Raw genomic sequence first — 12,739 nt, 5'->3', positions numbered from 1 at the left:
CGTCCGAACCGCCGGTGCGCTCCTGTCAGAATTTGATTTTGAGGGAACCGATGATACTGCGCCCGTCGACATAATCGCAATAGCTGGCGCTGGTGCAGCCGCCGACAGCTTTTTTGTCGGCAAGATTAGTCACCGACACCGCCAGTTTCGACCCGTCTAGATTGGGCGAAAGCCTGCCGAGCTCGTAGGCCAGCATCGCATCGCCCAACGTATAGGCCGGAATGGGCTTGAGATTGTCGTCATCGGCATACATGCTTCCGACATAACGCACGCCGCCACCCAGCGTCAGGCCGTCGAGAACGCCTTCGCGGAAGGTGTAGTCGAGCCAGGCCGAGGCCATATGATTGGGCGTATTGGTCGTCCTGTTGCCCTCATAGCCGTCATTGCTGCTGGTAACCTCGGCATCCATATAGGTATAGCCGAAGGAGGCATTGACCTTCTCGGTCAGGCTGATCTTGCTTTCAAGCTCCAGCCCGCGCACACGCACTTCGCCGGTCTGTACCGAAAAATTGCCGCAATCGGGCAGATTGGGCGCCGCCGCGCAGGTATGCTCATTGTCGGCCGTGGTCACATTCGTCCGCTTGAGATCATAGAGCGAGGCGGTGGACACGCCATTGAACCATTGCGGTTCGTATTTCAGACCGATTTCCCATTGCTTGCCTTCGGTCGGCTTGAAAGTCTCGCCATAATAATCCGTACCGGAAGTCGGCTCGAACGATGTCGAATAGCTGACATAGGGCGCAAGACCGTTATCGAAGAGATAGAGGAGACCGGCGCGGCCCGTCAGGGCATCGTCACGCGTTTCCGTTGTCAAATCGGTGAGAAAATTATCGTTGGTGGTGTTCGCCCAATCCTGACGCAGGCCGGTCAGCAGGCGCCAGTTGCCCAGAGACATCTGGTTTTGCGCATAAACACCATATTGCTCCAGCACGACATTGTTGTCAGTGCGGCGCGCCAGCGTGGGCAGGCTATAATTGCCGTAAACCGGATCGAACAGATTGAGATCGAGACTGGAATTGGTTCCGGAGAGTGAAAGATTGTCCGAGGAAAACCGGCGATAATCGAAACCGGCGATCAGTTCGTTGCGGGTATCACCAATGTCAAAATCATATTTCAGGCTGTTGTCGGCTGCGATGCCGCGCGTGGTCGCCGCCTGATTAAGCGCCGGCCGGCTGACCGTTTTCTGATCGGCTTTCAAGGCACCGAGTCTGAAGGAGGTCGAATTGACATCGACATAGGTGAAACGCAGGTTCTGGCGAAATTCCAGATCCTCGTTCAGCTTGTGCCTGAAATCCGAACCGACATAATATTGCTTGCGGTCGTAATCGCAGAAAGTTGGATCGCAGGTATAGATCCCGCGCGGAAACTGACCGTTGATATTGGGCAGGATGGTTCCGACCGCAGGCAGATAGCTGCTCGAATTACCTTCCGGATCGCGCTGCAACGCCGCCCTCACCGTCCAGTTCGTGTCCTCCGAAGGACGCCAGGTGAAAGACGGAGCGATGGCGTAGCGCTCTGTCTCGCCATAGTCCGAATCGAGATCGGCCCTGCGGCCGACGCCGGCAATGCGATAGCTGAACGTTTCATCCGCGGAAACGCCGTTCCAGTCTATGGTCGTTTCAAGGTGTTTGTCGGTGCCGACACTAAAGCCGATCTCGCGGTCGTTATTGCCCAGCGGGCGCTTGGACACCATATTGATCAGGCCGCCGGAACCGTTCTGGCCATAAAGTACCGAAGCGGGCCCCTTGAGAACCTCCACACGCTCCAGCAGAAACGGGTCCACCTGCGCGACAGCGAGCGTACCCGAAGGTGTGAGCTGGGTTCCGTCAAGGTAGATATTATTGTTGCTGTAGAAGCCGCGAATGCGGATTCGGTCGAAATAGCTGGTGCTTGGCTGGAATTCGGTCACCACACCCGGCGTATAGCGCAGCGTTTCCGCAAGCTTGGAGGGTTTCAGCGTCTCGATCTGCCGTGCCGTCACCACATTGATCGTCTGCGGCGTTTCCAGAATGGGCGTGTCGGTCTTAGTCGCGGTCGCGGAGAGATGCGCGACGAAGCCTTGCGCAGGGCCCCAGGCGTTCTCGCCCTGCCCGTTGACCACGATGGTCGAAAGAACGGTGGACCCATCGGGCGCAATGCCTGCGCTCCCCTCCCTCGGCAGCGGTTCCAGAGTGACGGTGTCCGAAGATGTGAACCGATAGGAAAGGCCGGTGCCTGCCAGAAGACGGCTAAGCGCCTCCTCACGGCTCATATTGCCACGCACCCCTTTCGTCTGCTTGCCGCGAACCAAATCGGCCGGATAAAGAACCTGAAGATTGGCATTGTCGCCGAAGCGCGAAATCGCAGCCCCCAGGGGACCGGCAGGCACCGAATAAGAGGCCGGGACGGTTTGCGCCATGCTTTGGGTGGCGTAAAGCGTAACCGCCAGTAAAGCCGAGGACGATGCAAGAAGGGCAATCGCCATCTTTCGCATATGCGCCTTCATGGTCCCGCCGGTCAGAAATCCGGTTTGCCGCATCATTTCCTTCTCCCTCTCCTGTCTGTTTGCAGCCCGCTCGGGATGCTTTCAGAAGGAAGACGTATTCCGCGGCATTCCACCTCACCCTAAATATGAAAAAAATTATCAGGAATTATGCGGATGACGTTTTGACTCAAAACGGGATTACGTCCCACGCAGCAAAACGAGATAATCCGTAAGCCTCACCGCCCTGACCGGCAAGGTCTCGGTTATTGTGGTCAGCACCGCATCGGGTTCGGCAATATTGAAAATTCCGCTCACGCGCAGATCCATGAGCTTCGCATCGAGAATACGAATCGTACCGCTGCGGTAGCGGTTCACATCGGCGACGACCTGCTGCAACGGACGATCCTCGAAAATCAGCTTGCCGCGACGCCAGGCCAGGTCGCTTTCCACATCGACACGCGCGATTTGCTGCATACCGCCGGGGCCGTAGGAGACGCTCTCTCCCACGTTCAGGACAGCGGACGACCCGTCCGGCGCGGTCACTGAAACCGCGCTTTCCTCCACCGCCACGGAGGCATTCCCACCCCATTCGTGCACCGAGAACCGGGTGCCGAGCGCCGTTGCCGTACCGGAAGCCGCCTCGACGACGAAGGGACGATGGGCGTCCTTCGCGACAGCGAAAAAGGCCCGTCCGCCAGCGTCAGGCTCCGCTGCTCGCCGGTGCCGGTGCTGTAATCGGCGAGAAAACCGGCCGGTAATCCATTAATTGCCGTAACGGCCGCAAGACCCGCCGCGGTGGCAAGTCCGCCTGCAAGGAAGGCACGGCGGCCTGGCCTGCGCCCGAGCGGCGGCTTGCGCATGGTGAGCGGCAATCGCGGATCGGCCACCTTATCGAAATCGGACCATATACCGGAAATGCGCTCATATTCAGCGCGGTTGTCATCGGAAGCCGCAAGCCAGCGTCTATGGGCGCGCAACTCGGCATCGCCCGCATCGCCCGAATTGACCCTGACAAACCATGCAAGGGCTTCGTCTTTCGCCTTCTGTTTTGACAATATGCGTTCGTAGCCACCGCCGTTCAACGGGTTTTCCTCTCGAAATGAGGTTCCCGGCAATTGCCGGTCTTAACCCTGTTGACGAATCTGCAATCGCTACACCTCATCATCGCACATGGCTTTTTCATCAGTTCAGCCTTTCATCCAGTCTGGCTCGAGCGGTCGCAAGCGCCTTGATGATGAGTTTTTCCACGGCACTTTTCGTTATTCCGAGCCGCTCGGCGATCTGCGAATGGCTGAGACCGTAGAACTTATGCATGAGAAAAACCTCCCTCTGCCGGGGCGGAAGATTTGCAACGACGTTTTCGAGAATGGCGATGCGTTGGCGGAAATCGGCCGTCTGCTCCGGCGAGGCATCTGCGCAAAGTGAATCACGATCGCCCAGTGGCTCGAAATAGCGCGTTTGCGCGCTTTTTCTGCGCAAATGATCGATGGCGATATTGTCCGCCATCCGGAACACATAGGCCCGCAGATTCTGCACATCCATATCCGGCGGCATTTTTTCGGCACGCAGATAGGTATCCTGAACGACGTCGTGAATATCCGTGGCTGTCCCGAAGCGGCGCGCAAGATGCTTGACCAGATCGCCATAGCTTTCCGTCAACACCTGAACGATCGTTTTTTTCTTATTTTCAGCCACGTCGACAAGACCGGAAACAATGAGTGGGAGGAAGTAAACCGGCCTGTTTGCAATGAGCTTTGACAGTGATAATTACGTCACTGGGCTTATATCGTTGACGACTTAGATATAAGTCATTGATCGCCCCTTCGATTATTGCCTCGACTTTCTTATCGAGCTTTTTCGTACCTGGCTTGCGGCCTCGCGGGGCTGGTATCAATGCTGAAATATGGCCAGCCTCGTGATAGTCCTTAACCCATTGGTATAAAGTGGCAACGTGAACACCGGCTTCTTCTGCTAACTGCTCTGCCTTTGCACGAGTACGAAATGGATCGTCAAGTAGAGGACGGATTGCTGCAAACCGCTGCTGAGCAACTTGCCAGTCTTCGTCTTCGATCTCGGATAAATCCTTTCCTTCAGCAACACCACCTTCTCCAAGCTCTATATCCGTTACGGGACGAAGCTGATGCGCAGACAGACGGTGCACCTCTCCAGTGTCGGTATCTTTAGCAAGGAGGGTTGCTGTATCCAACAAGTGCGAAACTCTATAGGTACGACCATTGGCTGTTATCACAGACCCAGTAGTTACCGATAGAAAAGCGGGCTCTGTAGCCATAAGAAACCTTCTCCGTTAGTAATCCATATGGGGCTGGACATGTTTAATGGGCGTATGAGGTCAGCATGAACACGGCCTATAGCGATCATTTGCCATAAACAACTAAGCGCACACATACGCTTTTCCTCATTCGCATAAGCAGCTGTAAGTAGAATTTCAGGTGTTGTTTCACCGAGCACGGCAAGGGTTCTAGCCAAGTGAGTAGCGGTAGCCGAGTCCTCTGCCAAGTCCCTATAGGCCCTTAGAAATCGTGCATTGTTCAATAGGCCAGTGCCTCTAATCTCTCGCTCAGTCACAATGCGAAAGCCCCAACCTTGCTGCTTGCAATAGCGTATAGCTGCCTGAAATTTAGGCTTCATAATGTGCCAATTTTCTCTCAAATCTTCGCGATACTTAACCTCATACAGAATCGGCGCCGCTTCATCCGAGTAAGTCACGAGCATATCGGGCGTGTACTGACGCCTTTTTCGATCATCATCTTGATACTTAAGGGTTAGCGGCTGCTCACAAACCGTAGCGACCAACGGATCAAAATCGAGGATCATCAGGAAATCGCGCTCTAATGATGACTCAAAATTGCAAGTGCTTCCTCGTAAGAAAGAAACCTGCCCAGTAAGGCTCCTTCGGTTAGTTCCAATAACTCTAACAGGCCGATTCATATTCAGTCGCCTATATATTTGTGATTTTAACACCCAGTCGCTTATATTGGTGTCAATTAGTAGCGTATTTACTTGTCGAAAATAACGTAAGATATTGTTCCAGTATAGCATTAGTAGCTGTTTTTAGTGGAATTCACCATTGAACTCCTTTAGCTCCGCCTCGAAATCCCGACACACCTGTCTAAACAGGGTTTCGAGGGAGTTTAAATGTGCGACATTGAACACCCGACCACGGTACTTAGTCACAAAGACCAAGTGAGCGTGAATCTCAAAAACGCAATGCCTGCCAGTTCTGATTGAGTTGATTCTGTCCATAGACCAAGTATACTCAAGGCCATGAAACAGACCAAGACATTAAAGGTTCGCGTAAGGGACAAGCACGCCGCCCAGCTTAACCGCATGGCGCGCAGCGTGAACTTTTGCTGGAACTATCTGAACGAACTGTCGTCTCGCGCTATCCGTGAGCGCGGTCTGTTTCTATCAGCCTACGACCTGCATCCGTATACAAAAGGCGCTGGCAAGGAACTTGGTCTGCACAGCCAGACCTTGCAATGTATCGCCGCCGAATACGCCACTCGCCGCAAGCAGTTCAAAAAGTCTCGGTTGAGCTGGCGAAAGTCTGGCGGCGTGCGTCGTTCACTCGGCTGGATACCCGTTAATACTGGCGCCGCCAAGTGGAAGAATGGGCAGGTATTCCATAACGGCAGCTACTTCAAGATATGGGATAGCTACGGGCTGTCCAATTACAAGTTTCGCTCCGCGTCGTTTAATGAGGACGCACGCGGGCGCTGGTATTTCAATGTTGTCGTGGATGCTGATATTAAACCTAGCCTTGGGCAAGGCGCTGTTGGTATTGACCTTGGATTGAAAGACATAGCCACTTGTAGCAATGGCGAAAAGCTGGAAAACAGCCGCTTCTACCGTGGCATGGAAGAAAAGCTAGCGATTGCTCAGCGTAGCCACAACAAGAAACGTACCCGCGCCATTCACGCCCAGATCGCCAATCGCCGCAAGGATGCCTTGCACAAATTCTCACGCCGTCTAGTCAATCAGTACGGTGAAATCATCGTGGGCGATGTTAGCTCACAAAAACTCGTAAAGACCAAAATGGCCAAGTCCGTGCTAGATGCCGGGTGGGGCCAGTTGAAAACGATGCTGGAATACAAATGCGATCACGCAGGTATCGTGTTCAAGGAAGTGCGAGAAGCCTACACCACCCGCGCCTGTTCGGCTTGCGGCTCGCTCAGCGGGCCGCAGGGCGTAAATGGGCTGCGACTAAGAGACTGGGAGTGCGTGGCGTGTGGTGCGCGCCACGACCGAGACGTGAATGCGGCTCGGAATATCCTCAGTCTTGCGCTCGGGCATGAGCGTCCAGAAGTGGGAATCCCCGTCCTTTAGGGCGGGGAGGATGTCAATCATGCTGTGACTAGCTCTTCATCAACAACCTCTACTTTCAGTACAAGGTGTGCGCTCGCAGTAAGCTTCACCAGGGCATCAAGGCTAAAGGCGCTTACCTTGCCCGCCAGGAGGTTGTTCAGACGTGGCTGAGTGGTCCCCAGGCGCTTCGCCGCTTCTTTTTGGCTGAGATCCCAAGAGCGAACACGCTCCACCAGCTTTCTCATTAGCTGAGACCTTAGCCGCATGTTCACTGCCTCTTGCGGGGTATCTTCCAGCGCATCCCAAATATCGTCAAAGCATTCGTTAGCCATAAAAACCTACCTTACTGGACGGTTTGTTGCTTCCTATTGGTTTACTTTTTTAAAATTCAAGATAATTGTCCACGTCGTCCAGTGAGTGGGTGGCTTCATCGCCGCGGCGCAGGCGCTCCAGCGTCTGCTCTGCTAGATAGGTGTCCTCGAGGTCTTCCAGATGCTCTAGGATCGCTTCGCGCGCATAAGGTGGGGCGTAGTCGTCTGGTGGTGTCTGCATTGCCGCACCCTCCTCTTCTGGTCCTTTTACCGATACGGATAATCTTGAATTCCAGGAGCGGAATCACTCCTGGAAGAGGTCTGAATGGCTGCCGGTACGGGCCAAATGTAGCTCGTCGCCCTCTACGCGATACAGCAGCAACCAATCGGGTTCGATATGGGCATCTCGGTAGCCCTTCCAATTCCCCCGTAACGGGTGATCCTGGTAGGCATCCGGCAAGAGAGCTTGCTCGAGCAGCAGGCCCAGCAAGCGCCGCAGCTTGTCCATGTCCTTGCCGCGCTTCTGGACCCGCTTTACATCGCGTTTGAACTGGCTGGAACGGACTGGGGTCAGCATCAGATGCCCAGGTCCTCGAACAGCGCATCCGCGCTATCAAAGCGCTTGCCCTTGCCGGCGTCCAGCTCGTCCAGAGCCTTGGCCGTGGAGGCGTTTGGCACCTGGACAGCGAACGGCAGGCGCTTCTCGTCGGCGATCCGCAGCATCAGCAGGCGGATGGCATCGGATACGGACAACCCCATGGCCTCCAGGGCTGCGGTGGCGCGTTCTTTGGTTTCGCTATCGATGCGGGCTCGAACGACGGTATCAGCACTCATGGTGTCCCCCACTTCTTCTCTGTAGCTACAATGTAGCCACAATATAGCAGATCAGGGGGCGTCGTCAACTGGAGGCGCTCTACCTGGCTGAGCTGCGCTGTTCCCCGCTCATAAAATTTCGTGCGCACGAAATAATTAATAGGCGCAATTATCAGTTAACGCGAAAAACCTCGTACTTCTAGTGCGAGGATGGATAGCGTGGGACGCGAAGCGTCCCCTATTCTGGCCTTGTCTGCTGCTCAATGTATTGCTTGACGACGCTCAGCGGTGCTCCGCCGACACTTCCCGCAAAATAGCTGGGACTCCATAACGCATTTTTCCTGTAGGCCGGTTGTACCAATTCAGGGTGCAGTAGTTTCATTCGTCTACTCGAAACGCCTTTCAGGCTATTTACTAGCCTTGAAATCGCCACCTTGGGCGGGTAGTTCACCAGCAAGTGGACATGATCGGTTTCACCAGGTTTTGTGGCATGGGGATGTCTGGTTTTGTGGCATGTAGTACAGCCGCTACAAAACACGGCTGTCTGGTGACTACATTCTGATTTTGCCGATGGCACTGGATTTTTTAGGCGTGTTATCCCGCTTATTATCTGCTACTGACGGCTCTGTTGAGGCATCCGCCTCCACACTTGTATCTGCTCTTCCTTCTTGGGCTCCCACCTCAACCCCGCCTTCCTCTTTTATGCTTGCCACACCAGGATCAACGGGCTCTTTGACGATAGCATGTGCCTGCGGGTTTTGTGATGGGCGGGTCGACAGCCCTTGATTATCAGCATGGCGAGCCCAGCGTGAAATATCATTGAGTAATGCCCCCGCCGACGCAAGGGCTTTTACCCGACTGGAAACATTACCGTTTGGAATGGCTGCCAGGTCGCGGTACAGCTCGGGATAATTGTAGAAATTGACGGTCAATTTTAGCGGCATGGAAGATTCTGTCTCGTCTCCGTCGCTATCCTCCACGTCCTCACTGACGATACTGCTATAGTGCCTTTCGGCGAGTGAATGCAATCGCTCACTGTCAACGGCAATGCCCCCCATTTCCCGCATCAAACAGCATAGGTTAGCGAGATTGCGCAGACGCTCCGCACGGTATTTATTAGGGACAGACATAAGTTCTCTGTACAGATCACCATCGCGGCGGCGGTACAGCATGATGTTGATGACAAGCGGCTGTGATTGCTGAAAGTCGTGCATCGCGGATTCTCCAATGATTATAAAGCTGGCGGTAATCAGTGCTACCACCAGCTGTAATGCCAATAAACGCTATCGTGCGGCCCAGCCGTGATAGCCCCGAGCGATGGACAGCACTGGATCAGAAGGCTGGATAATCTCGCAATGTGAGAAAATTCGCCGCGCTTCAGGTTCGAAAAATGCCCCACCGCCCCCTGCAACCACAACAGTATCAAGTACCGTATTTCGCATACTACCCGCAATTTCGCTTATAGCAGCCTGAGAGATTTCCAATGCGCTTTGTTGGATGTAAGGTTGGATGTCTATTTTCTGTCCTGCATAGCGTACTATGTGCAAATTTGCGCGTATTAAACTTTCAATTTTTTCAGGCTTGAGGCTCTTACCTGGTGCCGCTCCGTAGTCTGCACTGACCAATTCAGCCACTCTATCAATAATCCGAGACGTTGCTAAAAGGGTTGTACCGGACAACTCAGCATTTAACTCCCCTTCTTCAAACACTACAAAGTCAGTGCTATAAAAGCCAGGGTCAATGATGATAACACTGCCTTCTGTTAACGCCTCTACGGTATCTTGATCGTCGTTACTTTCAGCGTAGTGAATAGCATCTAAAAATGCACCGCCTGGTTGTGGAATGACCTCAACTTCATCCACGGTTACGGTTCTCTTTTTAGCAACTTGATGCTCCCCTGCCATCATCTTTTTAATATCGTTTTTTAATTCTTCGTTCTGCCAATGCGTGACCGGCAACCCCGTCACTAAGCGATCTATCTGGCGATCATTTGTATATAATAACGCAGCATGGAAAAGTGCCTTATACTGCGTCGTTTTAATGTAGTTTTCCGTTATATCGCGTGAGCTACCCAACACTTTACCTGGTGCAATACCAGCGGCATATTCAACGCCATCTACCATAACAATGGTGGTATCAACATCACCGCCGGTAATGCCTTTAATCTGCCGATTGAATTGATCGAGGCGCGACACCCCTACAGGAAAGATGGACTCCTGATGCCCTTCATCGCCGCCTGAGTAAACCAGCTTGGTGTTGCTATAGCCGATATCCAGCCCTACGTTCGTACCCATTCAGACCTCCACGTTTCACTGTTGAACCGCTAAATCGAAGCGCAAGTCACTTCGCTTTAGAGAGTTTATTTTAAACTTTTAGGTTTGTAAAAATCAGTATTGCATCCATTGAGAAATGCTTCAACCCTCTCATTACTTTTTCACTTCCCACCAATATTGGGGGGAAGTGAAGAAATTTAGTAATCTCCCACCAGTAATGGGGGGAAGTGGCAAATTTTGCTCACCTCCCCCCAGTTGGGGGGAGAATTAAAAAAAATTGGCTATTTTTCCTATTTTCTGTTTCACCTTCCACCAGTAAGTAATATCCTGTGGGGAGCGAGGGTTTCCCCCAGGGTAATTTCATGGGGAGCGTCTGTTAGATATTGAGGCTTTGGAGGGCTATCTGGATGTCAGAATATGGTGGTAGCAGCAGTTCAAGTAATTATTCGCTTGACCATTTGCATACGTTGCTTGCTGTGAACGACGAGGCAGAAGCCGAGCGTTCGGGTATTGATTTGGCTGAAGTATCTGCCGCGCTGTCGGATGCAGCCGATGGAATGCTTGAAGAAATTGAGCGGTCGATTTATCTGGCAGCCTTGGACTCACGCACGATGGCTGACTTATTTTGGGAAGAAAAAATGGAGCGTTTTGCAGCAGGTGATCCAGGTAAGCTCGGTATCCGTGTTCGCGTTAATCGAGGAACCTTGGAAGTCGCCTATTTCCGTGATGCGTTTGTTCGAAACTCTGACTCGATGCGCAAAGGTAAAACTTACTACGCTAAACATATTAAACGGTCTGGTAAGCATCATTATAACGCCCGAGACTTTAATGGGGCTGAAAGTTGGGAGCGAGAATTAGTTGCGGCGCACGAAAAAGACCATGCCAAAAATCGAAAAATTTTTTATGAGTTATCAAAAGCGCGAACAGCGTTGAAGGAGGTCAAAAAGGTAATTGAGTCGCATAGAAAGTAGATAGTCTAATAAGTTATTTATTCATGACTCAAACACCTCTGCTGGTGAAATTTCTCTTTTTAAACCATGCCGCCGAATAATTTGATAATATTCGTTAGGCTTATCCTCTTTCACATTCAAGTGGTCTTAATTTCGTGTGCAGGCATACACAGAACACCGTCACAATGCTTTCCTTTTAAAATAAAAATTGCAAAAGCCTGTTTCAAAAAAGCGGCTTTCATAAATCTATAAAGAGCAGAATAGCTTTATATAACTTTTGATTGATTTTAATCCATATTCTACTTTTAAGCACTTATATACTTCAGTGCATAAAAGCTGCAAAAAAGCATTTATAAGCTATTATGCCACATAACAAACTAAAAGGTTTATAGCGTATGTTATGGTTTATTTAAGCCTTGAGGGTGGGCTGAAGCTAATTCACCAGAAATCCGCCCCTCAGCGCCTTGGTCGGTTTTTCGGGATGCGTAGAATCCAAAGGACACCCGACATCGAGACAAGGAGAGCACTGTGCTCACATTAGTAACCGCTGATAAGTCTGAAAACGCATTGTCACGGCTTGAAGAAGAACAGCAGATATTGGCTGACGATATCGCTATGGCATTTTTTAACCTGACGCCCGACATCACTGAGGATGCTGACTGTGGCGACGTTGCGCACGAAGCAGCAGCATTCTTTGCTGACGCCGGTATGCCCAAGGAGCTGTTCTTTGGCGAGCTACATACCAACGAAACGGGCGAAAACGTGATCATCGTGCCGCATTACTGGCTGGAGGTGCCGCTGCAAACAACGCGGATTATCGTCGATCTGACACTGCCTTTCTGGCTGACTGATCCTGTTGCCGACACGACGGATTTCGACATTCCAACCGTGCTCATCAAGCGCCTGAGCGACGAGCGAGGACGAAAATACATGGGTGAGCGCATCGAGTTTCCCGATCTTGTAGGTGAAGCCGATAGCTCGGCTATTGCGTTGTATCCGCAGTGCCGATTTTGCGATGGCCTTGTCCGTCATTACCATCGTCTAAAGTAAGGGTTTCGAGATGGAGACACAGGCTCGACAGAGGCACTTGCTTGCGTTTCTGGATCGGTACGGCGTTGACTCTCCTGCATTGCAGTACGCGACCTCGCTTCTTTTGGACGCCCCGAAACTATCCCTGCTGTGTCCGATTCTCCGTCCATCGAAAGTGTTGCGCTATTTGGCCTGGACGACGACGAATGGGAAGACGCGGTGCGAGCTGCCCGTCTTCAGCGCAAACTGGATCAGCTGTCTTCGCAGTTTCCGCTTACGCTGCTTTCGGATTCGGTTGTCGATGCCGATAGTGGTCGGATACAGCTTTGGGGCCGCCAGGTGCTACGCCCATCGGTGCTAGAAGATCAGCTGGGTATGTCTATCGCCACATCCGATTGGCAGATCGTGATGGATGCTTTGCAACTGCTCCCGTCTTCCTGGTCGATGGTGCTGGAAATTTCTCGGGGGGCGGCTTAATTTCGCACCGGCTTGGTCAAGCGCAAAAGTTGGTTAAGCTACTAGGGAAATCAACGTAACGAGGAAAATCTGGTCAATTACCTCCGGCTGAAGCCG

Annotated in this window: 16 protein-coding genes and 3 pseudogenes; 4 read left to right on the top strand and 15 right to left on the bottom strand. The window is 52.3% G+C overall.

What is annotated here, in order from left to right; translation table 11 throughout:
- Positions 1 to 25: 25 nt before the first annotated feature.
- From INT22_RS02005 to INT22_RS01980, 8 genes and pseudogenes are all read right to left on the bottom strand, one after another.
- Entirely contained in the window at positions 26 to 2,521 is a 2,496-nt protein-coding gene (locus INT22_RS02005) for a TonB-dependent siderophore receptor (protein WP_193067577.1), read from the bottom strand.
- Between the two features lie 141 nt (positions 2,522 to 2,662).
- Positions 2,663 to 3,034 carry a FecR family protein gene (locus INT22_RS20175; RefSeq protein ID WP_264298799.1) on the bottom strand — a complete coding sequence of 124 codons (372 nt, stop codon included), beginning with the start codon at positions 3,032 to 3,034 and terminating at the stop codon, positions 2,663 to 2,665.
- Between the two features lie 36 nt (positions 3,035 to 3,070).
- Positions 3,071 to 3,223, bottom strand: a pseudogene (locus tag INT22_RS22005) (hypothetical protein); the annotation flags it as partial.
- Positions 3,224 to 3,390: 167 nt separating this feature from the next.
- Positions 3,391 to 3,519, bottom strand: a pseudogene (locus INT22_RS22000) (FecR/PupR family sigma factor regulator); the annotation flags it as partial.
- Positions 3,520 to 3,646: 127 nt separating this feature from the next.
- On the bottom strand, positions 3,647 to 4,159 hold the full coding sequence (locus INT22_RS01995) for an RNA polymerase sigma factor (RefSeq protein ID WP_193054615.1): 513 nt from the start codon (positions 4,157 to 4,159) through the stop codon (positions 3,647 to 3,649).
- Positions 4,152 to 4,673 carry a helix-turn-helix domain-containing protein gene (locus INT22_RS01990; RefSeq protein ID WP_193061156.1) on the bottom strand — a complete coding sequence of 174 codons (522 nt, stop codon included), beginning with the start codon at positions 4,671 to 4,673 and terminating at the stop codon, positions 4,152 to 4,154. Before INT22_RS01990 ends, INT22_RS01995 begins: the two co-directional genes overlap by 8 nt.
- A gap of 50 nt (positions 4,674 to 4,723) precedes the next feature.
- Complete coding sequence (locus tag INT22_RS01985) at positions 4,724 to 5,299, bottom strand: TnsA endonuclease N-terminal domain-containing protein (RefSeq protein WP_096282238.1); 576 nt, start codon at positions 5,297 to 5,299, stop codon at positions 4,724 to 4,726.
- A 246-nt stretch (positions 5,300 to 5,545) separates the two neighbouring features.
- Positions 5,546 to 5,728: pseudogene (locus INT22_RS01980) on the bottom strand (transposase); the annotation flags it as partial.
- A 21-nt stretch (positions 5,729 to 5,749) separates the two neighbouring features.
- Here INT22_RS01980 and INT22_RS01975 point away from each other — a divergent pair.
- A complete protein-coding gene (locus tag INT22_RS01975; protein ID WP_193054205.1) occupies positions 5,750 to 6,811 on the top strand; it encodes an RNA-guided endonuclease InsQ/TnpB family protein in 1,062 nt (353 codons plus the stop codon).
- A gap of 17 nt (positions 6,812 to 6,828) precedes the next feature.
- Here INT22_RS01975 and INT22_RS01970 read toward each other — a convergent pair whose 3' ends face one another.
- The 7 genes from INT22_RS01970 to INT22_RS01940 form a co-directional block, all read right to left on the bottom strand.
- On the bottom strand, positions 6,829 to 7,122 hold the full coding sequence (locus tag INT22_RS01970; RefSeq protein WP_193061155.1) for a helix-turn-helix domain-containing protein: 294 nt from the start codon (positions 7,120 to 7,122) through the stop codon (positions 6,829 to 6,831).
- A 49-nt stretch (positions 7,123 to 7,171) separates the two neighbouring features.
- Positions 7,172 to 7,342, bottom strand: coding sequence for a type II toxin-antitoxin system RelB family antitoxin (relB, locus tag INT22_RS01965; protein ID WP_225736367.1), 171 nt, complete (start codon positions 7,340 to 7,342; stop codon positions 7,172 to 7,174).
- Positions 7,343 to 7,405: 63 nt separating this feature from the next.
- The gene (locus INT22_RS01960; protein WP_192539861.1) at positions 7,406 to 7,678 is read right to left on the bottom strand and encodes a type II toxin-antitoxin system YafQ family toxin; all 273 of its coding nucleotides are present in this window, start codon (positions 7,676 to 7,678) and stop codon (positions 7,406 to 7,408) included.
- Complete coding sequence (locus INT22_RS01955) at positions 7,678 to 7,935, bottom strand: type II toxin-antitoxin system RelB/DinJ family antitoxin (protein WP_192539860.1); 258 nt, start codon at positions 7,933 to 7,935, stop codon at positions 7,678 to 7,680. Before INT22_RS01955 ends, INT22_RS01960 begins: the two co-directional genes overlap by 1 nt.
- A gap of 217 nt (positions 7,936 to 8,152) precedes the next feature.
- A complete protein-coding gene (gene tnpA, locus INT22_RS01950; protein ID WP_318782791.1) occupies positions 8,153 to 8,452 on the bottom strand; it encodes an IS200/IS605 family transposase in 300 nt (99 codons plus the stop codon).
- 13 nt (positions 8,453 to 8,465) lie between these two features.
- Positions 8,466 to 9,128, bottom strand: a complete 663-nt coding sequence (locus INT22_RS01945) for a hypothetical protein (protein WP_192539862.1) — start codon at positions 9,126 to 9,128, stop codon at positions 8,466 to 8,468.
- A gap of 69 nt (positions 9,129 to 9,197) precedes the next feature.
- Positions 9,198 to 10,208 (bottom strand): ParM/StbA family protein, encoded by a 1,011-nt coding sequence (locus INT22_RS01940; RefSeq protein ID WP_192539863.1) that lies wholly within the window; start codon positions 10,206 to 10,208, stop codon positions 9,198 to 9,200.
- Positions 10,209 to 10,594: 386 nt separating this feature from the next.
- Between INT22_RS01940 and mobI the strand changes: the two genes are divergently transcribed.
- From mobI to INT22_RS01925, 3 genes are all read left to right on the top strand, one after another.
- The gene (gene mobI / locus INT22_RS01935; RefSeq protein WP_192539864.1) at positions 10,595 to 11,158 is read left to right on the top strand and encodes a conjugative transfer protein MobI(A/C); all 564 of its coding nucleotides are present in this window, start codon (positions 10,595 to 10,597) and stop codon (positions 11,156 to 11,158) included.
- Between the two features lie 507 nt (positions 11,159 to 11,665).
- A complete protein-coding gene (locus INT22_RS01930; RefSeq protein WP_192539865.1) occupies positions 11,666 to 12,187 on the top strand; it encodes a hypothetical protein in 522 nt (173 codons plus the stop codon).
- Between the two features lie 129 nt (positions 12,188 to 12,316).
- On the top strand, positions 12,317 to 12,643 hold the full coding sequence (locus INT22_RS01925) for a hypothetical protein (RefSeq protein WP_193061154.1): 327 nt from the start codon (positions 12,317 to 12,319) through the stop codon (positions 12,641 to 12,643).
- Positions 12,644 to 12,739 lie beyond the last annotated feature (96 nt).

This window comes from Halomonas sp. 3D7M (assembly GCF_014897885.1).
In the GTDB taxonomy this organism is placed as follows: Bacteria; Pseudomonadota; Gammaproteobacteria; order Pseudomonadales; family Halomonadaceae; genus Vreelandella.
The sequence above is the reverse complement of the archived record's forward strand: the minus strand, read 5'-3'. Positions and strand labels throughout refer to the sequence as shown.

Bases quoted from the DNA above. Each gene is read 5' to 3' on its own strand.
- INT22_RS02005 (WP_193067577.1), bottom strand. From the start codon at position 2,521: ATGATGCGGCAAACCGGATTTCTGACCGGCGGGACCATGAAGGCGCAT.
- INT22_RS01985 (WP_096282238.1), bottom strand. From the start codon at position 5,299: ATGATCCTCGATTTTGATCCGTTGGTCGCTACGGTTTGTGAGCAGCCG.
- INT22_RS01975 (WP_193054205.1), top strand. From the start codon at position 5,750: ATGAAACAGACCAAGACATTAAAGGTTCGCGTAAGGGACAAGCACGCC.
- INT22_RS01970 (WP_193061155.1), bottom strand. From the start codon at position 7,122: ATGGCTAACGAATGCTTTGACGATATTTGGGATGCGCTGGAAGATACC.
- relB (WP_225736367.1), bottom strand. From the start codon at position 7,342: ATGCAGACACCACCAGACGACTACGCCCCACCTTATGCGCGCGAAGCG.
- INT22_RS01960 (WP_192539861.1), bottom strand. From the start codon at position 7,678: ATGCTGACCCCAGTCCGTTCCAGCCAGTTCAAACGCGATGTAAAGCGG.
- INT22_RS01955 (WP_192539860.1), bottom strand. From the start codon at position 7,935: ATGAGTGCTGATACCGTCGTTCGAGCCCGCATCGATAGCGAAACCAAA.
- INT22_RS01945 (WP_192539862.1), bottom strand. From the start codon at position 9,128: ATGCACGACTTTCAGCAATCACAGCCGCTTGTCATCAACATCATGCTG.
- INT22_RS01940 (WP_192539863.1), bottom strand. From the start codon at position 10,208: ATGGGTACGAACGTAGGGCTGGATATCGGCTATAGCAACACCAAGCTG.
- mobI (WP_192539864.1), top strand. From the start codon at position 10,595: ATGTCAGAATATGGTGGTAGCAGCAGTTCAAGTAATTATTCGCTTGAC.